This window comes from Phenylobacterium sp., assembly GCF_046290725.1.
GTDB lineage: Bacteria > Pseudomonadota > Alphaproteobacteria > Caulobacterales > Caulobacteraceae > Phenylobacterium.
In genome coordinates, this window is record NZ_JBKBUH010000001.1 from 1,806,749 (window position 1) to 1,827,826 (window position 21,078).

At 69.6% G+C, this 21,078-nt stretch carries 19 protein-coding genes; 9 read left to right on the forward strand and 10 right to left on the reverse strand.

Annotated features, from left to right (window positions below; translation table 11 throughout):
- Positions 1-30 precede the first annotated feature (30 nt).
- The gene (locus tag ACK41C_RS09405) at positions 31-1,257 is read left to right on the forward strand and encodes a YihY/virulence factor BrkB family protein (RefSeq protein WP_409653109.1); all 1,227 of its coding nucleotides are present in this window, start codon (positions 31-33) and stop codon (positions 1,255-1,257) included.
- On the opposite strand, the gene prfA is transcribed toward ACK41C_RS09405, so the two are convergent.
- Together prfA and ACK41C_RS09415 are read right to left on the reverse strand one after the other, a co-directional pair.
- A complete protein-coding gene (gene prfA, locus ACK41C_RS09410) occupies positions 1,215-2,291 on the reverse strand; it encodes a peptide chain release factor 1 (protein ID WP_409653110.1) in 1,077 nt (358 codons plus the stop codon). The genes ACK41C_RS09405 and prfA overlap by 43 nt on opposite strands.
- Before the next feature lie 82 nt (positions 2,292-2,373).
- Positions 2,374-2,664, reverse strand: a complete 291-nt coding sequence (locus ACK41C_RS09415) for a DUF1330 domain-containing protein (RefSeq protein WP_409653112.1) — start codon at positions 2,662-2,664, stop codon at positions 2,374-2,376.
- 404 nt (positions 2,665-3,068) lie between these two features.
- Between ACK41C_RS09415 and ACK41C_RS09420 the strand changes: the two genes are divergently transcribed.
- A complete protein-coding gene (locus ACK41C_RS09420) occupies positions 3,069-3,584 on the forward strand; it encodes a hypothetical protein (protein WP_409653113.1) in 516 nt (171 codons plus the stop codon).
- A gap of 111 nt (positions 3,585-3,695) precedes the next feature.
- Here ACK41C_RS09420 and ACK41C_RS09425 read toward each other — a convergent pair whose 3' ends face one another.
- From ACK41C_RS09425 to ptsP, 5 genes are all read right to left on the reverse strand, one after another.
- On the reverse strand, positions 3,696-3,989 hold the full coding sequence (locus ACK41C_RS09425; protein WP_409653115.1) for a hypothetical protein: 294 nt from the start codon (positions 3,987-3,989) through the stop codon (positions 3,696-3,698).
- A gap of 103 nt (positions 3,990-4,092) precedes the next feature.
- Positions 4,093-4,554: a hypothetical protein gene (locus ACK41C_RS09430; protein ID WP_409653117.1), complete on the reverse strand. Its 462-nt coding sequence runs from the start codon at positions 4,552-4,554 to the stop codon at positions 4,093-4,095.
- An 81-nt stretch (positions 4,555-4,635) separates the two neighbouring features.
- Positions 4,636-5,775: a flavodoxin-dependent (E)-4-hydroxy-3-methylbut-2-enyl-diphosphate synthase gene (gene ispG / locus ACK41C_RS09435; protein ID WP_409653118.1), complete on the reverse strand. Its 1,140-nt coding sequence runs from the start codon at positions 5,773-5,775 to the stop codon at positions 4,636-4,638.
- Between the two features lie 44 nt (positions 5,776-5,819).
- Positions 5,820-6,806, reverse strand: a complete 987-nt coding sequence (locus tag ACK41C_RS09440) for a helix-turn-helix domain-containing protein (protein ID WP_409653120.1) — start codon at positions 6,804-6,806, stop codon at positions 5,820-5,822.
- Between the two features lie 248 nt (positions 6,807-7,054).
- A complete protein-coding gene (gene ptsP, locus ACK41C_RS09445; RefSeq protein ID WP_409653121.1) occupies positions 7,055-9,313 on the reverse strand; it encodes a phosphoenolpyruvate--protein phosphotransferase in 2,259 nt (752 codons plus the stop codon).
- Positions 9,314-9,509: 196 nt separating this feature from the next.
- Between ptsP and ACK41C_RS09450 the strand changes: the two genes are divergently transcribed.
- The gene (locus ACK41C_RS09450) at positions 9,510-11,237 is read left to right on the forward strand and encodes an alpha/beta hydrolase (RefSeq protein WP_409653124.1); all 1,728 of its coding nucleotides are present in this window, start codon (positions 9,510-9,512) and stop codon (positions 11,235-11,237) included.
- A gap of 3 nt (positions 11,238-11,240) precedes the next feature.
- Here ACK41C_RS09450 and ACK41C_RS09455 read toward each other — a convergent pair whose 3' ends face one another.
- The gene (locus ACK41C_RS09455) at positions 11,241-12,620 is read right to left on the reverse strand and encodes a PLP-dependent aminotransferase family protein (RefSeq protein WP_409653126.1); all 1,380 of its coding nucleotides are present in this window, start codon (positions 12,618-12,620) and stop codon (positions 11,241-11,243) included.
- A gap of 79 nt (positions 12,621-12,699) precedes the next feature.
- Between ACK41C_RS09455 and ACK41C_RS09460 the strand changes: the two genes are divergently transcribed.
- Positions 12,700-13,119 carry a DUF983 domain-containing protein gene (locus tag ACK41C_RS09460; RefSeq protein WP_409653127.1) on the forward strand — a complete coding sequence of 140 codons (420 nt, stop codon included), beginning with the start codon at positions 12,700-12,702 and terminating at the stop codon, positions 13,117-13,119.
- Positions 13,120-13,261: 142 nt separating this feature from the next.
- Positions 13,262-14,107: a hypothetical protein gene (locus ACK41C_RS09465; RefSeq protein ID WP_409653128.1), complete on the forward strand. Its 846-nt coding sequence runs from the start codon at positions 13,262-13,264 to the stop codon at positions 14,105-14,107.
- 43 nt (positions 14,108-14,150) lie between these two features.
- Here ACK41C_RS09465 and ACK41C_RS09470 read toward each other — a convergent pair whose 3' ends face one another.
- Positions 14,151-14,768 (reverse strand): helix-turn-helix transcriptional regulator, encoded by a 618-nt coding sequence (locus tag ACK41C_RS09470; protein WP_409653130.1) that lies wholly within the window; start codon positions 14,766-14,768, stop codon positions 14,151-14,153.
- Positions 14,769-14,838: 70 nt separating this feature from the next.
- Between ACK41C_RS09470 and ACK41C_RS09475 the strand changes: the two genes are divergently transcribed.
- Positions 14,839-16,239: an MFS transporter gene (locus ACK41C_RS09475; protein WP_409653131.1), complete on the forward strand. Its 1,401-nt coding sequence runs from the start codon at positions 14,839-14,841 to the stop codon at positions 16,237-16,239.
- An 84-nt stretch (positions 16,240-16,323) separates the two neighbouring features.
- On the opposite strand, the gene ACK41C_RS09480 is transcribed toward ACK41C_RS09475, so the two are convergent.
- Entirely contained in the window at positions 16,324-17,574 is a 1,251-nt protein-coding gene (locus ACK41C_RS09480) for an aspartate kinase (protein ID WP_409653976.1), read from the reverse strand.
- 183 nt (positions 17,575-17,757) lie between these two features.
- Here ACK41C_RS09480 and ubiG point away from each other — a divergent pair, with 183 nt between their 5' ends.
- The 3 genes from ubiG (at position 17,758) to ACK41C_RS09495 (ending at position 21,032) form a co-directional block, all read left to right on the forward strand.
- Positions 17,758-18,513, forward strand: coding sequence for a bifunctional 2-polyprenyl-6-hydroxyphenol methylase/3-demethylubiquinol 3-O-methyltransferase UbiG (gene ubiG / locus ACK41C_RS09485; RefSeq protein ID WP_409653133.1), 756 nt, complete (start codon positions 17,758-17,760; stop codon positions 18,511-18,513).
- A gap of 28 nt (positions 18,514-18,541) precedes the next feature.
- Positions 18,542-19,345 (forward strand): FkbM family methyltransferase, encoded by an 804-nt coding sequence (locus tag ACK41C_RS09490; protein ID WP_409653134.1) that lies wholly within the window; start codon positions 18,542-18,544, stop codon positions 19,343-19,345.
- A gap of 64 nt (positions 19,346-19,409) precedes the next feature.
- Entirely contained in the window at positions 19,410-21,032 is a 1,623-nt protein-coding gene (locus ACK41C_RS09495) for a long-chain-fatty-acid--CoA ligase (RefSeq protein WP_409653136.1), read from the forward strand.
- Positions 21,033-21,078: the final 46 nt, after the last annotated feature.

Consider the following 21,078-nt stretch of genomic DNA (forward strand, 5'->3'; position numbering starts at 1 on the left):
GGCCGGCCGGCTCGGGAATTGTTCGGCGCGATGGCGAAGGCTGCGAAGGTGCATGGAACGAGCGGAGGCGCCGGGGCGAAAAGCGCGGCGAGGCTCGCGGCGAGCCTGACGCCGTGGTTCGCGCTCGCCGTCCTGCTGGCGCTCTGGCCGCGCGGTCATCGCCGCGCCGCCCCTGGTCTCAGCGTCCAGGCCAAGGCCGATCCCGCGACCTTCGAAGCGGCCGAGCCCGGCCGCGGGCGCATGGCCGAGGCGCCGACGCGCATTCCGCCTTCCGGATGGCCCGACATCCTCTGGCGCACGGTCCGCGAGGTGCAGGAGGACCGCGTGCCGCGGGTCGCCGCCAGCGTCACCTTCTACACCCTGCTGGCCCTGTTCCCGGCGCTGGGGGTTTTCGTCTCGCTCTACGGCCTCGTGGCCGACGTGGAGACGGCGCGCGAGCAGCTGATCGACATGTCGGCCGTGTTGCCGGCCACGGCGGTGCAGATCCTCGGCGACCAGATGCTGCGCCTGGCCGAACGGCCGCCCGCCACCTTGAGCTTCGCCTTCCTGATCAGCCTGCTGCTCTCGGTCTGGACCGCCAACGCGGGCATGAAGGCGCTCTTCGACGGGCTCAACATCGCCTATGAGGAACGGGAGAAGCGCAATTTCTTCCACCTGACCCTGCTGACCTACGGCTTCACCTTCGGCGCCCTGGTGTTCCTGGCTGTCGTCGCCGCCCTCCTGGTCGCAGCTCCCCTGGCCCTGGCCTATGTGGGGATCGGCGAGGAGGCGCCGGCCTGGCTCGCCCTGCGCTGGCTGATCCTGTTGGGGGTGGGGGTGGCGGTCTTTTCCGTGGTCTATCGCTACGGCCCGTGCCGCCGGCGCGCGCGCTGGCGTTGGGTGACATTCGGGGCGATCTTCGCCGCCGCGTTCTGGCTGCTGGGATCGCTGGGTTTTTCCCTCTACGTCAACGGCTTCGCCCGCTACGACGCCACCTACGGCTCGCTGGGCGCGGTGATCGGCTTCATGATGTGGATATGGGTCTCGGTGCTGATCGTGCTGGTTGGCGCAAAGCTCAACGCCGAGATCGAACATCAGACCGCCCGCGATTCCACCGAAGGGCTGGAAAAGCCGATGGGCCGGCGCGGCGCTGTGGTGGCCGACACCGTGGGGCTCTCGGCCCCGAAGCGCCTGCACGCGATCCTTGGCCGCATCGGGGCGGCCGTGCGCCGGCGTCAGCCGAACTCGTCCTCCAGCGCCGCCAGCCGGGCGGCCTGATCCTCGGCGATCAGCGGATCGATCACGTCGTCCAGCGCCTCCCCCTCGAGCACCTTGGGCAGATTGTAGAGGGTCAGGTTGATGCGATGGTCGGTCACCCGGCCTTGCGGGAAATTGTAGGTGCGGATCCGCTCCGAGCGGTCGCCCGATCCCACCTGGCTCTTGCGCGCGTCGGCGCGGGCGGTGTCCAGCGCCTCGCGCTGCTGCTCGTAGAGGCGCGCCTTCAGCACCTTCATCGCCCGCGCCCGGTTCTGGTGCTGCGACTTTTCCGACGAGGTGACCACGATGCCGGTGGGGATGTGGGTGATGCGAACCGCGGAGTCGGTCTTGTTCACGTGCTGCCCGCCGGCGCCGGACGAGCGGTAGGTGTCGATGCGCAGGTCCGCCTCGTTGATCTCGATCTCAACGTCCTCCACCTCCGGCAGGACGGCGACCGTGGCGGCCGAGGTATGGATGCGCCCGCCGGCCTCGGTTTCCGGCACCCGCTGCACGCGATGAACGCCGCTCTCGAACTTCAACCGGCCGAACACGCCCTCGCCGGTGATCGAGGCGATAATCTCCTTGTAGCCGCCGACCTCGCCTTCGGAGACCGAGTCGATCTCCACACGCCAGCCGCGGTTCTGGGCGTAGCGCTGGTACATGCGGAAGAGGTCGCCGGCGAACAGCGCCGCCTCGTCGCCGCCAGTGCCGGCCCGCACCTCCAGGATCGCCGAAGCGTTTTCGTCCTTGTCCTTGGGCGCCAGCAGCAGGGCGACGCCGCGCTCCAGCTCCGGCAGGCGCTCGTCGAGGGCTTCCAGTTCCTCGCGGGCCAGGGCCGCCATCTCCGGATCGCCGGCCTTGGCCATCTCCTCGAGTTCCGGGCGCTCGGCGCGGGCGCGGGCCACCGCCTCGACGGCCTCCGCCACGGGCTTCAGCTCGGCGTGCTCCTTGGACAGCCGCACGATCTCCGCCCCGTCCGTGGCCGCGCCCATGCGCGCCTCGATCTCGCGGAAGCGGTCGATGACCTGATCCAATCTGGCCTGGGGTAAACGCAACGGAGGCCTGGGCTTTCTCTACAGAACCGAAGGACGCCTCCTCTAACGCCAAGCCCGCCCGGCGCCAAATTCCGAGTAGAACTCACGTGCACCCGTCGACCAGGACGAGCTTGCTGTCCGTCGTCTTGTGGCGCACCCCGAAGAGCGCCTGAGCGTCGGGGTCCGCCAGGAACGCCGTCGCGTGCTGACGCGAGGGGAATTCGAGGACGACCATCAAGTCCGGCGCCCAATCGCCCTCCATGACCGTGGGCGAGGCGCCTCGAACAAGATATCGCCCGCCGTGCTTCTCGATGAACGCCGGGACGGCCGAGATATAGGGCCGGAAGCCCGCGAGGTCTCGTATGGAGAAATCAAGCACCAGATAGGCCTTCATTGGCTCACCTCTAGAGTTGGCGACGTGCCTCGGTGACATCGATCTCTACCAGCGGTCCTTGGTTGCCGCCTCCAGCAGAGGGTCGATACTCATCCGCCGGGATGAAGCCCTTGCGGGCAAGGACCCTAAAGAACAGGCTCATTGCCCCCGATCCGGGCCGGCGCGTTTGTTCCGCGCCGTCTCCAGGATAGGAGCGGCCGGTGTGGGTCCGCCAGTGGAGCTTCGGCTCCGGGGCGCTCCTTCGCCCCATCTGTCGAGCAAATCTCGGAGGATCCGTGGGGTGTCGCAGTGGCCTCCTTGCAGGTCGGAGGCGTCCTCTGCCTTGACGACAAAGGGAGACTTGTGAGCGGTAGCAGGCTCGGCAGCAGCGATGCTGCGTCGGTTTCAATGTTGGGGGCAGGGGCATGGGTGAATTGATTGTGGGCATAGCCATGCTGGCCGCTGTCGCCGCTTCGGCGATGGATCAGCGTCCGGCTCCGGTTGTGGTCCGGGCGGAGGCTTGCCTCGAAAATAACGTTGCGCGAGTCGTGGCGATTGAAAGCAACGCTCACGCTGCCGCCAGCTTCCTGGTCGATTTCGTCTGCGCTCGCGAAATTGAACGCGCCGCCCGCTATGAACGCAACCTTGTCTTCGTGGAGGCTGGACGGGCTATGGCTCAATCGGCCATGGCGCATTCTACGACGCCTGCGTCGAGCTCGATCTTTAGCTTCGCAGCTGAAGTAGATCCTGAGACCGGCGACATCATCACGCCGGCGCCGAACGACAGCAAAGCTACCCCCTTCCTCCAGACGACGTTGCCGTCCGTGAGCAAGCAAGCCGAGTTTGTGAGCGGTTGGAGCGTGCCTGCGAGGCTTCGCGTGCGCGCTGGGGAACTGGTCCTGGATGCGAAGGAGTCGTCAAAGAAGCCGCCGCGACGCTAATCGCATGGCCACCTCCCCGTCCGCTGCCGGACGACCTTGCATCCCGCCTAAACAGAAAAGGCCCCCTCCGTGGGGAGGGGGCCTTTCCGATCCGCTTAGCGGATGAAGCGCTTAGACGCGCACGCCCGAGAGCGGGGCCGAGCCGAAGGCGCCCAGCTTGACGTTGCCGCTCATGGAATCGCCGCTGACCGTGGCGGTGAACTCCAGCGTCATCGGCATGGGCTGCGAGATCGAGGTGGACCAGGTGAGCGTGTCGCCGTTCACCTTGCCTTCCACGGACTGCTCGCCCATCCGGCCCTTGGTGGTGCCGGTGAAGGTGTCGCCGTTGGTCTTGATCGAAGCCTCGACCTCCTGCGCGCCCATCGGGGATTGAATGGTGATCTTCCAGTTGCCGTCCGCGGACATCATGTCCCTCCCTTGGTGGTGGCCGGCACCTAACCAAGCACAGAACGCCGACGCAAGTGTGACGCACGTGTCATCTTTGACATTTTTTCGATTTGACCGCCGTTCAGGCCTGGTCGCCGAAGCTGAAACCGGCGTCGCGCAGGGCGCGCACGATGCTCATGATGCGGGCGTAGAACTCGTTGGTCCCGTCCACCTGCTGAGGGGTGGTGAAGATCGCCGAAGGCACGACAAGCCCGGCGGGCAGGCGCTCTACGATTCCTCCGGCGATCAGGCGAGTCACGTAATCGCCGAGGATCGGCTGCGGAATGCCGATCGCCCTTTCGAGATCGGCCTCGAGGATCGGCCGGCGCTGGCTGTCGGGCGGGATATCCTCAAGGGCCGTGTAGCGGCCGGTCCCTATGAGGTGCTGGGTGTTGGCCGTCCAGATGCCGGTAAAAACCAGCAGGGAGATGGTATCGCCGCCGCCGGCCTGGGCGAGCGCGGTCAGCGACTTCAGGACCTCGGTCGAGACGGCCCGGACGATTGCGCGGCGATTGTCCCGCCCTGCGACCGCAATCTGGGTCATCGCCTTCTCTCCCCATAAGCGAACATGTCGTTCGTTAAGGGAAATCGTGTCCCTAAACCAGGGGGTGCGGAGGCAGTCGCCCTACTCGGCGGCCTGCAGGGGGGCCTTCGCGGCCTCCAGCTCGGCGGCCTTGGCCTCCACCAGCCCGACGATGTGGTCGACCATGCGGTCGTTGTCCATCTTGTGGTCAGCCTTGCCGGCCAGATAGACCATGCCCGCGCCCTTGCCGCCGCCGGTGAATCCGACATCGGTCATCAGGGCCTCGCCCGGGCCGTTCACCACGCAGCCGATGATCGACAGGCTCATGGGGGTGGAAATGTGGGCCAGGCGCGCTTCCAGCGTCTCGACGGTCTTGATGACGTCGAAGCCCTGCCGCGCGCAGGACGGGCAGGCGACGATGTTCACCCCCCGGTGGCGCAGGCCCAGCGACTTCAGGATGTCGAAGCCGACCTTGATCTCCTCCACCGGATCGGCGGCCAGGGACACCCGGATGGTGTCGCCGATGCCCGCCCAGAGCAGGGAGCCCATGCCGATCGCCGACTTCACCGTGCCGGTGCGCGTGGCGCCGGCTTCCGTGACGCCCACATGCAGCGGGCAGTCAATGGCTTCCGCGAGCTGCTGGTAGGCGGCCACGGTCATGAAGACGTCGGAAGCCTTCACGCTGATCTTGAACTCGTGGAAGTCGTGGTCCTGCAGGATTTTCGCGTGGTCCAGCGCGCTCTGGACCATGGCTTCGGGGCAGGGCTCGCCGTAGCGTTCCAGAAGGTGCGGCTCCAGGCTGCCGGCGTTCACCCCGATGCGGATCGAGCAGCCGTGGTCGCGGGCCGCGGCGATCACCTCGCGCACCCGGTCGGGCGAGCCGATATTGCCCGGATTGATCCGCAGGCAGGCCGCCCCGGCCTTGGCCGCCTCGATCCCGCGCTTGTAGTGGAAGTGGATGTCGGCCACGAGCGGGACCTTGGCGGCCTTGGCGATGGTCGCGAAGGCGGCCGTGGAGTCCTCGTCCGGACAGGAGACGCGCACGATGTCGGCCCCGGCCTCCTCCAGCCGGCGGATCTGATCGATGGTCGCCGCCGCGTCGGCCGTGCGCGTGTTGGTCATCGACTGCACGGTGATGGGGGCGTCGCCGCCCACCTCGACGGTCCCGACCCGGATCTTGCGCGACGGGCGGCGGGCGATGGCGCGCCAGGGGCGGACGTGGGTGTGGTCGTGCGCGGTCATGATGGGCGGAAAATAGGCGGCCGGGGGCGAATCCCCAAGCGCGATCAGCCCACCAGCTTGGCGACCGGCGTTTGCACCGCCGGCAGCAGGCCCTTGGACTGGCCGCCGACGAACACCTGGAAGGCGTGGGGATCGGACACCTCGAAGGACAGCCCCTTCAGGGCCGGGGCGCGATAGGCCTCGCCAGCCGAGAGCTGACGGGCGAAATAGACGGAGCCGTCGGCGCCGCGCACGATCAGCGAGCCGGGTTTGCGGGCCTGGAGCGTCACGACCGAGATCTCGGCCGCCGCGCCATAGACCGCGCCGCTGGGCGTGAAGGCGGCCGGAAGCTCCTGGGCGGCGTCCGGCGTCGGCGCTCCGGCGATCTGGCCGGCCCGCTTGGCGTCCTCGACCGCGTCGGACGAGCCGCCGGCGGCCGTCGCCTCGGCCAGGCCAGGGGTGACGTAGGGCGTCGGCGTCGTGGATTCCACCGGCGGGGGCAGGGGGGCGCCCAGCTCCACCGGTCCGGCGGGCGTCGGCGCGGCCATGATGGCGGCGGGGGCGGCGGCGGCCGGAGGCTCCCGCTCGGCCATGGCGCGCTGGGCCAGGTTCCAGGCGAGGATCGCGCCGATCACGAGCGCGCCGCCGACCAGGAACAGGGTCAGGCGCGGATCCTTCTCCTTGGGCACGCCGATCGGTTCGGGCAGGGCCGCGTCCGGGCAGGGCTCGTCAGCCTTGAAGCGCTCCACCGCCGCCTCGCCGTCCAGGCCCAGGGCGGCCGCATAGGCTCGCACATAGCCGATGGTGAAGGGGCGCGAGGGCAACTCGTCCAGGCGCATGGCCTCGATGGCGGCCAGGTAGCTGCGGCGGATGCGGGTGGCTTCGGCCACCTGTTCGAGGCTCAGGCCGCGGAATTCGCGGGCGGCGCGCAGGGCCGATCCGATGTCGGGTCCGGAGCTCAAGCTTGGCGTGTAGGATTCGATCCGGGCAGGATCGCCACCCCCCTCCATCGGCAAGTGCAGATCTGTAACCCGGCCAGTATCCAGCGCCATGGCTACCCGTCGCCCCTTGACTCCGACCGATCCGGCGTGGCCCGGCGGAGTTCCCTAACTTGCTGTCATGAAGAGATTAAGATTGCATTGTGAATATCAGTTGCGCCTGCGAGTCTCAATGCGCCGAACGCAAAAGCCGTAAGGCGCGGCGGCAAGTCGCACCGGCAGGTGACCTGCGGATTCGGCGCCAAATTGTGACCTTCGAAGCCTCGTCGCTGTAACGGCCAAGCTTCGTCAAGAATTGGGGGTCAGATCGAAAGGTAAAGCTTGCGCGCCAGGGTCTCGATCTCATTGCGGATCGAGCCGGCCGAACCGCGGATCAGGGCCGAAACGCCGCGTCGCGCCGCCTCGCGGTCGCACGACAGCACCATCTGCTTGACCGGCCCCACGCCGCCCGGCGGCATGGACAGGCGTTCGAAGCCCAGAGCCACCAGCACGAAGGCCTCCAGGGGCCGGCCAGCCATCTCGCCGCAGACCGAAACCGGCGTGCCGGTCTCCTCGCAAGCGCGCTGGATCGTCTCCAGCGCCCGCAGCGCCGGCGGCGACAGGAAGTCGTAGCGGTCCGACACCCGCGGGTTTCCGCGGTCTGCGGCGAACAGGTACTGCATCAGGTCGTTGGTCCCGACGCTGACGAAGTCGGTCATGGGCAGCAGGGCGTCCAGGTGCCAGATCACGGCCGGCGCCTCGATCATGGCTCCCACGTCCAGGCGGGACGGCGCCGGGCGGCCGCGGCGCTGGGCCCACGCCACCTCATGGTCCACCAGGGCGCGGGCGGCCCGGAATTCGTCGACGCTGGCCACAAGCGGGAACATGATCCGCAGCGGCCGTCCGCGGGAGGCGGCGATCAGGGCCCGCAACTGCAGGCGCAGCAGGGCGGGCCTATCCAGCCCCATGCGGATCGCCCGCCAGCCCAGGGCCGGGTTCTCTTCCCGCTCGGCCTCCAGATAGGGCAGCACCTTGTCGCCGCCGAGGTCCAGCGTGCGGAAGGTCACCGGCAGGTCGCCCGCGGCGTCCATCACCCGGCCGTAGAGCGCGGCCTGGGCGTTGAAGCGCGGCATCTCCTCGGCGACCATGAACTGGAATTCGGTGCGGAAGAGGCCGATGCCCTCCGCACCGGTCTCGGCCAGGATGTCCAAGTCTACGTCCAGGCCGGCGTTCATCAAGAGGGTGATTTTGGCCCCGTCGCGGGTGAAGGCGGGCGTGTCGCGCAGCTTGGCGAACTCGGCCCGCCGCTGCAGGCGCACCTCCAGGCGGGCCTGCAGGGCCTTCACCACGTCGACGCGGGGGCGCAGATAGGCCTCGCCCGTCTCGGCGTCGACGATGACGGGGTCGCCCTCCGAGACCTTGTCGCGCAAGCCAGCCAGACGCCCGACGCAGGGAATGTCCAGGGCGCGGGCGACGATGGCCGCATGGCTGGCCGAGGAGCCTTCCTCCAGCAGCAGGCCCTTCAGCTTGCGCCGGTCGTATTCCAGAAGGTCCGCCGGCCCCAGGTTCCGGGCGATCAGGATGGCGTTCTCCGGCAGGTCGCGGGCCATGTGCCCGTCGCCGGACAGGTGGCGCAGCAGCCGGTCGGCCAGGTCCTCGAAGTCGTGCAGCCGCTCGCGCAGATAGGGGTCGCGGGCCTGGCCCAGCCGCGCCCGGTGCTCCGAACGCACCCGCTCCACCGCCGCCTCGGCGGTCAGGCCGTTGCGGACCGCGTCCTCCAGATTGCGGTTCCAGCCCCGGTCGTGGGCGAACATGCGGTAGGTCTCGAGCACCTCATAGGAGGCTTCGACCAGCCCGTGCTCGCCGCTCAGCATGTCGTCGATCTGAGCCTGCAGGCTGGCGATGGCGCTTTTCAGCCGCGCCTCCTCGGCCACCACGTCCTCGGCCAGCAGGTGCGAAGGCGCCACCGGCGGCTCGTGCAGCACCGCCACGCCGAGCGCCAGGCCGTCGGCGAACTTGGCGCCCTTCAGCCGCTCGGGCCGGTGGGGCGCGATCTCGACGCCCTTGAGCTCGCCCTCCAGCTCGCTGCCGGCGACCATCTCGGCCAGGACCATGGCGACGATCTGCAGGTCCTCGACCTCGTCGTCGGTATAGACACGCTCGGTGCGGTTCTGGACCACCAGCACCCCGATCGCGCGTCCGCCGCGCAGCAGCGGCACGCCCATGAAGGCGTGGAACGGGTCTTCGCCGGTCTCGGGCCGGTAGGAGAAGGCCGGATGGTTCGGGGCGTCGGACAGGTTCAGCGGCCGGCCCAGCCGCATGATCTCGCCCACCAGGCCTTCACCCGGCTTCATGCGCGTGACGTGGACGGCGTTCGGGTCGAGGCCTTCGGTGGCGAACAGCTCCATGTCGCCGCTTGCCCGGCGCATGTAGAGCGAGCAGACCTCGGCCACCATCGAGCGGGCGATGATCCGCACCACCATGTCCAGGCGCGTCTGGGCGGGCCCGCCCGAGGCAAGCGCCTCGCGGATCTGGCGGAGCAGGCTGCGCTGCCCTCGAATGGCGATGCCGGGTGCGGCCATCACGCCCGTCCGTTCTCCTCGTCCCTCTATGAACCTAGCGGCTTTCGCGCTCCCTAACAGCTTCGGGCTGCGAGGCGGAGACGGAAATGTGACGCCGCGGCGCCTTTGGCGCGGCCGGAGCCGTAATGGCCCTGGTCCAAGGCGCCTGCGCCGCCCATAGTCGCGGCCAAGAGAACGACCTTCGGGGGAGGGGACGATGCGGGCGGCGTGGCTTTGGCTGGCGGCGGCCATGGTGCTTATCCTGGGCGGCGGGCTCCTCGCCCACGCGGTGCAGACCGCCGGCGGGACGGCAGTGGCCGAGGTGCAGTTCGCGGGCGACCGCCGGACCCGGATTGCCGGCCTGCTCTACACCCCGTCCAGCGCCACAGCCGAGCGGCCCGCGCCGGCGGTCCTGCTCAGTCACGGCTACATCAACACCCGCGAGATGCAGTCGGCCTTCGCCATCGAGTTGGCGCGGCGCGGCTTCGTGGTGCTGGCCATGGACATGCCCGGTCACGGCTATTCCGACGCCATCGTCGGCGCCAACGACTTCGGCGGCCCTGCGGCCCTGCGCTACCTGAAGAGCCTGCCGCAGGTCGATCCCGCCAATATCGGACTGGCCGGCCACAGCCTGGGCGGCGGACCGGTGGTGGGCGCCGCGGCCTCGGACCCGGACGGCTACAAGGCCTCGGCCCTGGTCGGCTCCACCCCCGCCATCGGGGCGGTGTTTGGGTCGCAGGCGCAGGCCGAGCTGCGCAATCTATCTGTTGTGTTCGGCGCCTATGACGAGTTCGCGCCGCTTATGTGGCAGGTGGAGAAGGGCGCCGGCATCGCCCGCTCCAAGGCGCTGATGGACCTCTTCGGAACCGCCGAGCCGGTGGTGGAGGGGCGCCTCTACGGCGATCCCGCCGCCGGGACCGCGCGCGTGCTGCATGTCCCGCCCATCACCCATCCTTGGGAGCACTTCTCCGCCGCCGGCGTGGGGCCGGTCGTCGACTGGTTCCAGCAGCGGCTGGAGGGAGAGGCTGCGCCCCGGCCGCCCGGCGACCAGATCTGGTTCTGGAAGGAGGTCGGCACGCTGATCGCCTTCGTGGGCTTTGTCATGCTGCTGCTGGCGACCTTCCGCCTGCTGCTCGCTGCGCCGTGGCTTTCGGCCATGTCGGCGCCGGGCGAACCTGTGCGCGAGTGTCCCGATCGGCGCTGGCTGCTGGCCTTCGTCCTCACCGCGGCGGTTCCGGCGATCACCTTCTTCCCGCTGATGAAGCTGGGGATGCTGTTCTTCCCCAACCGGGTCTTCCCGCAGTGGGTGGCCAACCAGCTGGTGGTCTGGGCGCTCGCCAACGCGCTGATCACCTTCGTCCTGGCGGTGTTCCTGAAGGGCGGCCGTCCCAGCTTCCGCGCCGACTGGCCCCGGTCCGTCGCCATCGCGCTGGGGACGCTTGGCGCAGGCTATGCGGCGCTCCTCCTGGCCGACGCCCTCTTCGAGATCGATTTCCGCTTCTGGGTGCTGGCCCTGAAGGCGCCCGACGCCCGCCAGGCCGTGGCCGCCGCCGCCTATGCGCCGCTCTGGATCCTCTTCTTCCTGGTCGCGCTGCGGGCGCTGAACGCCAACCTGGCGCTGAAGGGCCAGGGGGCGCTCGCCCAGTCGGCGACCTATGCCCTGGCCCTGTCCCTGGGCTTCGTCCTCCTGCTGACCGTGCAGTATGTGAGCCTCTTCGCCACGCGCGTCCTGGCCATTCCGTCGGAGCCGCTGAACACCATCATCGCCATCCAGTTCGTGCCGCTGCTGGCGATCGTCGGCGTAATCGCGGCGCTCACCTGGCGCTGGACGAACGCCTACCTGCCCGGCGCCCTGATCTGCGGCCTGCTGGTCGCCTGGTATGTCAGCGCCGGCACGGCTATGCACTGGTCGCCGGGCTTCCAGCTGCCGATGCCTGGCCGCTAAGGCTCAGACCACCAGCCGCGACGCGGCCGGAGCGCCTTGCGCCAGGTCGGCCAGCGCCTTTAGCGCGCCTTGCAGCACCGCGCGCTTCCGAGGCCCGCCCAGGGAGACGCGCACCCCCTGCCGCCCGATTTCCCCCACGGCGAAAGCCTCGGCGGTGACCAGGGCCAGGCCCCGCTCGTGGCCCGCCAGGCGCAGGCGCTCGGGCGAGGCGGCGTCGTCCAGGGGCAACCAGACATGCAGGCTGTCGGGCCCGCCGAATGCCTGGGGCAGCAACTCCGCCGCCAGCGCTCGCCGCGCCCGAGCCTCCGTGCGCACGGCGCCCAGCACCGTCTCGGCCACGCCTTCGCGGATCCAGGCCGTAGCGATCGCGGCCATCAGCGGCGCGGGGTTGAGCGCCAGCGCTCGGAGAGCGAGCGCCGCCCGCTCGCCTTCCGGACCCGGCGGACGCACCACATAGGCGATGCGCAGGCCGGGCGTCAGGCACTTGGCCAGGGTCGCCACATGGAAGGTGCGATCCGGCAGGAAACTCGCCAGCGCCGGCGGCGGGTCGTCCATCAGCCGGCTGTAGGGATCGTCCTCGAGGATCCAGGCGCCCGCCGCCCGGACGATCTGCGCCACCTCCCGACGCCGCGTCAGGTCCATCGTCGAGGCGACCGGGTTCTGCAGGGTGGGGATCAGATAGACGGCGGCCGGCCGCTCCTGCGCGCAGATCGCCTCCAGCGCCGCCGGCTCCGGCCCCAGGGCGTCGGTCGGGCAGGCGAGGATCCTCAGCCCCAGCTGTACGGCCACCGCCTTGAAGCCCGGATAGGTCAGGGGTTCGGCGACCACCACATCGCCCGGCCTGCAGAGGGTCGCCAGAATGGCCGCGAGGGCCGGCTGCGCGCCTGGGCTGACCAGGACTCGTTCGGGCGGGACCGCGCCCAGGCAGGGCTCCAGCCACTGCGCGCCCGCCAGCCGCTGGCCCAGGGTCCCGAACCCGGGGTGATAGGACATCAGGGTCGAGGCGTCGGCCCGCCGCAGGATGGCCGAGGTCGTCTCCTCCAGCAGCCGGCCCAGCGAAAGCCCGGCGGGTGGAGGCGGCAGGTTCATGGACAGGTCCACCATCCCCGCCTCGTCGTCCTCGGTGCGCGCCCGCACGAAGGTGCCGCGCCCGACGCTGCCCTCCGCGAGCCCCCGGGCCTGGGCGGCGGCGTAGGCGCGGCTGACGGTGGTGAAGTCCACGCCCAGCCAGGCGGCGACGGTCCGCTGGGGCGGCAGCCGCTCTCCCGGCTGCAGCTCGCCCGCCTGGATCGCCGCCTCCAGCGCCTCCACGATGGCCGAATAGATCGGGCCGTCCCGCTCGCCCGCCCGCGCAAGCCAATTGGGGATCTTGTTTGCGGCCATGCTTGCCTCTTCGATGGGAGTGCATACAATACAATAAGGTTGTATGCATATCATCCATGATTGTATGGAGGGTGCCCCGATGGCGGCTCCGTTCGACTCTCCCTCGACCCTCAGCGCCGGCCTACGGTGCCGCTGTCCCCGCTGCGGGAAGGGCAAGCTGTTCACCGGCTTCCTGCGGATCGCCAAGCGCTGCGGCGAATGCGGCCTCGACTACGGCTTCGCCGATCCGGCCGACGGGCCGGCCTTCTTCGTCATGAGCGGCGTGGGGATCGTGGTCACCGCCCTCTGGGCCTGGTGGGCGGTCGCCATGGATCCGCCGATCTGGGCTCAGCTCCTGGTCGCCAACGTGGCGGTGGTCGGGGCCTGCCTGATCGCCCTGCGGCCCGTGAAGGCCTGGCTGGTGGCCGAGCAGTACGTGCACAAGGCTGGCGAAGGCGAATGGGCCAGCCACGGCGCCCACGGCGTCCCGCCCAAGGGCTATCCCAGCCGCCGGCGGTAACCTCGGCACCGCGCCTTGACCGCTCGGACGCGGCCGCGATTAACTCGCCGCAGGTGTCGGGAGACGACTTGTGCGCAGATGGATCGTCGCACTATTCGTGGCGCTAGCCTCTTCGGCCGCCTTTGCGCAGCAGACAGGGGACATGGAGGCGGACCTCACGGTAAGCCGTCCGCTGTTTGCGCGCGGGCAAGGCCCCATCGTCGCGATAGACGCCGCGCACAACAACTTCCACACAGCCGAGGAACGCTACGCGCCCTTCGCCGAAGTGTTGCGGAACGACGGTTTCCGGATTCGATCCCTGACGGCCAAGATCTCGCCGTCCGAATTGGCCCCCCTGCAGGTGCTGGTCATTTCCAATGCGCTGGCCGATGAGAACGTCGTCGAATGGCGACTGCCGACGCCGTCGGCCTTCACGCAAGTTGAGATCGAGGCGATCCGTGAATGGGTGCGGCTGGGCGGCGCACTCTTCCTCATCGCAGATCACATGCCGTTTCCCGGGGCCATGGCGAGCCTCGCTTCCGCGTTCGGCTTCGAATTCGACAACAGCGTCGCCACTGCGGAGACTCCGCGCCTGGAGCTGTTCTCGCGGGCGAACGGCGCCCTGCTGGACAACGAGATCGTTCGGGGAGATGTCGCGGGTGCGCCGGTGACGGAGGTGCGCACCTTCGTCGGCTCCTCGTTCCGGGCCCCTCCGGCGGCCATCCCGATCATGCGGCTCGGCTCGGGGTGGACGATCCTCTTCCCCGAGGTTTGGGGCGAAATCAGCCCGGCTACGCCACGACGCCCCAGCACGGAGGCTGACCTGCGGGCGGCTGCGTTGGAGTTCGGAAACGGGCGGGTCGTCGTCGTGAGCGAAGCCGCCGCCTTCAGCGCCCAGTCGACGCCGAGCGGTCCGATGGGTTTCAGGGCGGAGCATGCCTCGCAGAACAAGCAATTCCTTCTGAACGTCGTCCATTGGCTGAGCCGCGCCGACGCCAACGCCCGCTAACTCTGGGACGTTCGCTTATGGGCCGAAGCCACAGCGCCTGGCTTCACCCCCTCACCACATAGGCGCAGCGGCGGGCGCCGGCGAGCAGGTGCTCCACGCGCTCGACCTTGGCCGGGGCCAGCATCATCTCGAACAGCGCAAGCTCCGAGCGGCAGAAGCCCTGGCAGGCGCTGGCGGCGGCGCAGATCGGGCAGTGGTTCTCCACGAAGAGGTAGGCGCCGTCCTCGCGACGGCGCCACTCGGCCATATAGCCCTCGGCGGCGCGAATTTCGGCCAAGCGGGAGAGACGGGCCTCCAGACCTTCCGCGCCGTCCAGGGCTGCGCGGTAGCCGTGTTCCATGACGCGTTCGCGCCGAGCCACGAGGCGGTCCAGGCCGGGGGCGCCGAACTCCTCGCGCACCGCCTCGATCAGCTCCACGGTCATCTGAGCGTGGGTGTCGGGAAAGCGGGCATGGCCCTTTTGCGTCAGCGACCATGACCGGCGCGGGCGGCCCACACCCGCCCGCTCCACCGCGTGTTCCACCAGCCCTTCGGCGGCCAGCCGCTCCATCTGCAGCCGAGCGGCCTGACGGGTGATTCCGCACGCCTGGGCGAGCGCGCTGGTCCCGGCGGGGCCCTTGCTCTTCAGCAGCAGCAGGATCTGGTCGGCGGTCGTCTTCATTTGACAAGTCAAGCCTTGCAAAATTCGGCCGGCGGGTCTAGCTGCAAATTGCAAAGTTAGAGGTTGTCAAATGTCGCAGGCGACGGACCGCGGCGCCCACCGCGCCGACGGCGGGTGGCGGGACGTGCTGGGCGAGGGCCGCCTGCCGCGCTTCGTCCTGATCTGCCTGGGCGTCTGGATCACCGCCGCCGACAGTCTGGTCACCGCCACCATCATGCCCAGCGTCGGGGCCGATCTCGGCGGCTATGCCTGGTTCGGCTGGGCGACGGCGGGCTTCCTGCTGGGCTCGGTGATGGCCGGCGCGAGCTCGGGGCTCCTGGCCCTGCGCTTCGGCCTGCGGCGCGCCACGGCGGCGGCGGCCCTGCTCACCGCCGCGGGCTGCGCGCTCAGTGCGGCTGGGCCGGACATGGCGACCTTCCTGGTCGGCCGGCTGCTGCAGGGGCTGGGCGGCGGCTGGGTGGTGGGGTTCTGTTCGGTGGCCATCGGGCTGATGTTCCCCGACCGCCTGCTGCCTAGGGTCTACGCCTCGGTCACCGCCATCTGGGGGATCGCCAGCCTGCTGGGGCCGCTGATCGGCGGGATCTTCGCCGACCTGGGCGTCTGGCGCTGGGCCTTCTGGTTCTTCGCCATCCAGGCCGTGGGCGTCGCCTGGGCGGCCTGGACGCTGCTGCCGCGGGGCGAGAACGGCGACGCTTCCAGCCGTGTGGCCTGGCCGCAGCTCGGCCTGATCGCCGCGGGCGTCGGCGCCATCGGCCTGGCGGACCTAGCCGGCGACTTCGCGCGCTCCGCGATCCTCGTCGCCCTGGGCGTCGGCCTGCTCATCCTCATGGTGCGGTTCGACGGGCGCGCCGCCGTACGCCTCCTGCCGCACGGCTCCGGCAGCCTGAAGAGCCTGCCCGGCGCCGGCTTCGCCACCATGTTCCTGCTGACCGCCGCCTCAATGGGTTTCTCCATCTACGGCCCGGCCATCCTCCAGGCGCTCGCCGGCGCCTCGGCCCTGCTGGCCGGCTATATCGTCGCCGGCGAAGCCCTGGCCTGGACCGCGGCGGGCCTGGCGGTCGCCCATCTCACGGGCGCCTGGCCCGTGCGGATGATCCGGTTGGGCGCGGTCGTCGCCGCGGCCGGCGTGACGGCGAGCCTCTTCGCCTTTCCCGCCGGTTCGATCCCTGGGGTGATCGCCGCCGGCGCCCTGCTGGGCGGCGGCTTCGGCCTCTCCTGGGCCTTCATGAGCCAGCGGATCCTGGCCTCGCTGGTCGACGCGGAGCGGGCCATAGGGGCGGCCGGCATGACCACGGTGCGCCTCACCGGCTCGGCGGTCGGCGCGGCCGCCGCGGGGGCTGTCGCCAACCTTGTCGGGTTTTCGGAAGGACTTACCGAACAAACCGCCCAGGCCGCCGGGCTCTGGGTGTTCGCCACGGCCGCGCCCGTGGCCGCTCTCGGCGTCTGGACCGCCTGGCGGTTCACGCGCTGAGCCGGGGCGGCGGAGCCGGCGGGCGCTTCCGTGCCCTGTGCGCCGGCCTGTCTCCGCCGCCCTGGCGATTACTCGGACAGGCTCCTAGAGCTGGTCCAGGCCGAAGCCGGCGTGCAGCGCGCGCACCGCCAGCTCGGTGTAGGCCGCGTCGATCAGCACGCTGATCTTGATCTCGCTGGTGGAGATCACCTGGATGTTCACGCCCTTGTCGGCGAGCGCCTGGAACATGGTCTTGGCGACGCCCGCATGGCTGCGCATGCCGACCCCGATCACGGAAACCTTGGCCACGTCCTCGTTCACCTGGACGTCCTCGAAGCCGATCTTCGGCTGGGCGGCGCGGACGATCTCCACCGCCCGGGCGGCGTCGCGCTTGCCGACGGTGAACTCCATGTTCGCCGTGCCGGCCGCGCGGGCGTGGGACTGGACGATCATGTCCACGTTCACATTGGCGTCTGCGAGCGCGCCGAAGATCTCCGACGAGACGCCCGGATGGTCCGGCAGGCCGAAGAGGCTGATCTTCGCCTCGTCGCGGCTGTAGGCGACGCCGCTCACGATCCGCTTTTCCACGATCTCCTCCTCGTCGCACACGATGGTGCCTTGGCCGGGCGCTTCGCCGGGCTCGACAAAACTGGACAGCACCCGCACGGGCACGTTCTGCGCCATGGCCAGCTCGACCGAACGGGTCTGCAGCACCTTGGCGCCCAGCGAGGCCATCTCAAGCATCTCCTCGTAAGAGACCTTGGAGAGCTTCTTCGCCTTCTGCTCGATCCGCGGATCGGTGGTGTAGACCCCGTCCACGTCGGTGTAGATGTCGCAGCGCACGGCCTTCACGGCGGCGGCGATGGCCACCGCGCTGGTGTCGGAGCCCCCGCGGCCGAGGGTGGCGATGCGCCCGTCCCGCGTCACGCCCTGGAAGCCGGCGATCACCGCCACTTCGCCGGCATCGAGCGCGGCGTTCAGCTTTTCCGGCGGGATGTCGTCGATGCGCGCCCGGCCGTGGGCCTCGTCCGTCAGGATCGGAATCTGCCAGCCCAGCCAGGAGCGCGCGCGCAGGCCCATATTGCGCAGGGTCATGGCCAGGAGGCCGGCGGTCACCTGCTCGCCGGAAGCCACGACCGTGTCGTACTCGTCATCCGAGGCCGGCAGGCCCTGCGCCGCGGCGCCCGCGCCGTCGGTCCAGGCGACCAGCTCGTTGGTCTTGCCGGCCATGGCCGAGACCACCACGGCGACGCGATGGCCGGCCTCGACTTCCGCCGCCACCAGCCGGCCCACGCGCCGGATGCGCTCCAGGTCGGCCACCGAGGTGCCGCCGAATTTCATCACCAGCCGGGACAGGGCGCGAGCTCCGTATGAACGAAAGGGCTGCGCCTCATAGCGGCGAGATCGTCTCGGGGCAATCTCTGCCTCGTCGCCCTGCGAAAGCCGCCTCCATCGGCAAGACGGCGCCCCTTGGCGGGTGCGGCGAGCCGCCGCGTAGCTTCGGTTGCGTCGCGCCTCGCTGGGGTGGAAAAGGGACCCATGACTGTCGCAGCCCCCGTGTCTTCCATCGACCCTGAAGAGGTCGAGCGTTTTTCCCGCATCGCCGCCGAATGGTGGGACCCCAAGGGCAAGTTCGCGCCGTTGCACCGGTTCAACCCCGTGCGGCTGGCCTTCATCCGCAGCCAGGTTCTCGAGCGTTTCGGCCGCAACGGCTCCCTGCGCCGGCCCTTCGAGGGGCTGCGCCTGCTGGATATCGGCTGCGGCGGCGGCCTGCTGTCGGAGCCGATGGCCCGGCTGGGCTTTTCGGTGACCGCCGTGGACGCCTCGGAGCGCAACATCGGCACCGCCTCGGCGCACGCGGCGGAGCAGGGCCTCTCCATCGACTATCGCTGCGCCACAGCCGAGGCGCTGGTGGCGGCCGGCGAGGGGCCTTTCGACGTGATCCTCAACATGGAGGTGATCGAGCACGTGGCCGATCCGGGCGAGTACCTGCGCACCTGCGCGCGCCTCCTGGCCCCAGGCGGGCTGATGATCGTCGCCACCTTGAACCGCACGCTCAAGGCCTTTGCGCTCGCCAAGGTGGGGGCGGAATATGTGCTGCGCTGGCTGCCGGCCGGCACTCATGACTGGAACAAGTTCCTGAAGCCGGAGGAGCTGCGCGGCTTCCTGGCGGGCGAGCCGGTGACGGTCCACGGCCCGTTCGGCGTGACCTACGAGCCCCTGCGCGGGCGCTGGACACGATCCTCGGACTGCGACGTCAACTACATGATGACGGTGACGCGCGAGACGGCATAAAAGGCTGTTCAAGAGGATAGTTCTTTCGATGCCATCGCTTCGCGTGCTCAACCACGCTTTCCGCGCCTGGCGGCGCAACATGACGTGGTCGAAGCACGAGCCGGAGACCCCCTTTCTGGCTGATCTCCTGTCCGGTTCGCCTCTCTGTCTTCACGTGGGCGCCAGCGACGGCCGCCATACCTATGTCATGACCCAGGTGGCGCCGCGGGCGAAGATCCACGCCTTCGAGCCCTCGGCCTTCGCCTTCGAGGTTTTGAAGACCTGCCTCTCCTGGCACGGTATCGCCGGCCAAGTGACGCCGGTGCATGCGGCGGTCTCGGACCAGGCGGGCGAGCTCCTGCTGGTGACGCCGAAGAAGACCTCCGGGCGCATGGGCCGGGCCTACGCTTTCCTGGCCGACAGCCTGCCGGAAGGACCGGTCCGACCGGATCTGGAGGACGCGGGCGCCGTCCTCCAGCCGACGCCCGTCGTGACCCTCGATGGCTATTGCCGCGAGCAGGGGCTCGATCGTGTGGACTTCATTCGCATGAACATCGAAGGCGCCGAGCAGAAGGCGCTGAACGGCGCGCTCGGCGTGATCGAGCGCGACCGCCCCCACGTCCTGGTGGAAATCCACCCGGTGATGCTGGAAAGCCGGTTCCAAGGCTCGGCCGACGGCGTGGTCGAGTTCTTCCTCTCGCGGGGCTATCGCATGTTCGCCCTGAACGGCGATCTGCTGGAGGAGCGGAGCGGCATCGTGCCGGACCTGCCCTGGAAGGACTACTTCTTCATCCATCCCTCGCGCTCGGCTCGCCTGCCCGCCGGCGTCTTCAAGGCCCGGATGGCGGCCTGAGCGTCTGGCGCAGCGGCCTGGCCCGACCTAACCTTCTCTGAACAGCGATAAGGGGAGGGAGTCGATGCTGGCGCTCATGATGGACCGGCCGCTGAACCTGCCGTCGATCCTCGAATACGCAGCGGCCTACCATGGCGAGCGCGAGATCGTGACGCGGACGGTGGAAGGGCCGATCCACCGTTACGGCTATGCCGACGCCCTGGCCCGGGCCAAGTGCATGGCCAACGCCCTCATCGCGCTGGGGGTGAAGCCCGGCGACCGGGTGGCGACCCTGGCCTGGAGCACCCACCGCCACTTCGAACTCTACTACGCCGTGGCCGGGATCGGGGCGGTGCTGCACACCATCAATCCGCGCCTGCATCCGGACCAGATCGCCTGGGTCGCCAATCACGCCGAGGACACGGTCCTCTTCTTCGACGTCACCTTCGGGGAGCTGGTGGGCGAGCTGGCGCCGAAACTCGCCACGGTGCGGACCTTCGCGGCCATGACCGACCGGCCGCACCTGCCGCCGCAAGCGCCGGCGGGAACCTTGGTCTACGAAGAGCTGATCGACGCCCATTCGCCGCAGTTCGACTGGCCGGAGCTGGACGAACGGCAGGCCTCGGCCCTCTGCTACACCTCGGGCACCACCGGCAATCCGAAGGGCGTGCTCTACGGCCACCGCTCGACGGTGCTGCACGCCATGGCGCTGATCGCGCCCGACTGCTTCGACCTGTCGGCGCGGGACGCCGTCCTGCCCTGCGCCCAGATGTACCACGCCAACGCCTGGTGCACGCCCTACGCCGCGCCGCTGGTGGGGGCCAAGCTGATCCTGCCCGGGCGGCAGCTCGACGGCCCCGCGATCTGCGAACTCGCCCTGGCCGAACGGGCCACCTTCCTGCTGGGCGTGCCGACGATCTGGGTCGGCGTGCTGGACCACTTGGACGCGACCGGCCAGCGGCTGACCAGCGTACGGAATGTCGCCATCGGCGGCTCGGCGCCGACCGCCAGCCTGATCCGCCGCGTGGAGGACCAACTGGGCGCCACCGTGCGCCAGATCTGGGGCATGACCGAGACCAGCCCGCTGGGCGTGATCAACACGCCGCTGGCCAAGCACGAAGGCGAGGACGAGGCCCTCGCGGCCCAGCGCAAGCTGAAGCAGGGGCGGGGGCTCTGGGGCGTGGAACTGCGCATCCTCGGCGAGGACGGGACGGTGCAGCCGCGCGACGGCGTGAGCGCCGGGGCCTTGCAGGTGCGCGGGCCCTGGGTCGCCTCGGCCTATTTCAAGAACGACGGCGCCCAGGCCTTCCTCGGCGACGGCTGGTTCGACACCGGCGACATCGCCACTCTGGACGCCGAGCGCTATCTGCGCCTGACCGACCGCGCCAAGGACGTAATCAAGTCCGGCGGCGAGTGGATATCCACCCTTGACCTGGAGGATGCGGTCTCATCGCATCCGGCGGTCGCCATGGCCGCAGCGGTCGGCGTGCCGCATCCGAAATGGGACGAGCGGCCGCTGCTGCTGGTGGTTCTGCGGCCGGGCTTCTCGGCGGAGCCGGACGAACTCAAGGCCCATGTGGCCGGGCGCGTGGCCAGGTGGTGGGTCCCCGACGAGGTCCGGATCGTCGAGAGCCTGCCCATCGGGCCGACCGGCAAGGTGCTGAAGCGGCAGCTTCGCGAGCAGATCGCCGATCCGGCGCCCGTCTAGAACCTGGCTTGCAGTTCCGCGTTCAGATGCCCAGGTGAAGGAGCAC

Excerpts from the sequence above, each read along its gene's own strand:
- ACK41C_RS09420 (WP_409653113.1), top strand. The coding sequence starts at position 3,069 with ATGGGTGAATTGATTGTGGGCATAGCCATGCTGGCCGCTGTCGCCGCT.
- ubiG (WP_409653133.1), top strand. The coding sequence starts at position 17,758 with ATGACTGTCGCAGCCCCCGTGTCTTCCATCGACCCTGAAGAGGTCGAG.
- ispG (WP_409653118.1), bottom strand. The coding sequence starts at position 5,775 with ATGACCGCGCACGACCACACCCACGTCCGCCCCTGGCGCGCCATCGCC.
- ACK41C_RS09495 (WP_409653136.1), top strand. The coding sequence starts at position 19,410 with ATGCTGGCGCTCATGATGGACCGGCCGCTGAACCTGCCGTCGATCCTC.
- ACK41C_RS09490 (WP_409653134.1), top strand. The coding sequence starts at position 18,542 with ATGCCATCGCTTCGCGTGCTCAACCACGCTTTCCGCGCCTGGCGGCGC.
- ACK41C_RS09460 (WP_409653127.1), top strand. The coding sequence starts at position 12,700 with ATGGCGGCTCCGTTCGACTCTCCCTCGACCCTCAGCGCCGGCCTACGG.
- ACK41C_RS09465 (WP_409653128.1), top strand. The coding sequence starts at position 13,262 with ATGGAGGCGGACCTCACGGTAAGCCGTCCGCTGTTTGCGCGCGGGCAA.
- ACK41C_RS09425 (WP_409653115.1), bottom strand. The coding sequence starts at position 3,989 with ATGTCCGCGGACGGCAACTGGAAGATCACCATTCAATCCCCGATGGGC.
- ACK41C_RS09415 (WP_409653112.1), bottom strand. The coding sequence starts at position 2,664 with ATGAAGGCCTATCTGGTGCTTGATTTCTCCATACGAGACCTCGCGGGC.
- ACK41C_RS09440 (WP_409653120.1), bottom strand. The coding sequence starts at position 6,806 with ATGGCGCTGGATACTGGCCGGGTTACAGATCTGCACTTGCCGATGGAG.
- ACK41C_RS09455 (WP_409653126.1), bottom strand. The coding sequence starts at position 12,620 with ATGGCCGCAAACAAGATCCCCAATTGGCTTGCGCGGGCGGGCGAGCGG.
- ptsP (WP_409653121.1), bottom strand. The coding sequence starts at position 9,313 with ATGGCCGCACCCGGCATCGCCATTCGAGGGCAGCGCAGCCTGCTCCGC.
- ACK41C_RS09470 (WP_409653130.1), bottom strand. The coding sequence starts at position 14,768 with ATGAAGACGACCGCCGACCAGATCCTGCTGCTGCTGAAGAGCAAGGGC.
- ACK41C_RS09475 (WP_409653131.1), top strand. The coding sequence starts at position 14,839 with ATGTCGCAGGCGACGGACCGCGGCGCCCACCGCGCCGACGGCGGGTGG.
- ACK41C_RS09405 (WP_409653109.1), top strand. The coding sequence starts at position 31 with ATGGCGAAGGCTGCGAAGGTGCATGGAACGAGCGGAGGCGCCGGGGCG.
- ACK41C_RS09430 (WP_409653117.1), bottom strand. The coding sequence starts at position 4,554 with ATGACCCAGATTGCGGTCGCAGGGCGGGACAATCGCCGCGCAATCGTC.
- ACK41C_RS09450 (WP_409653124.1), top strand. The coding sequence starts at position 9,510 with ATGCGGGCGGCGTGGCTTTGGCTGGCGGCGGCCATGGTGCTTATCCTG.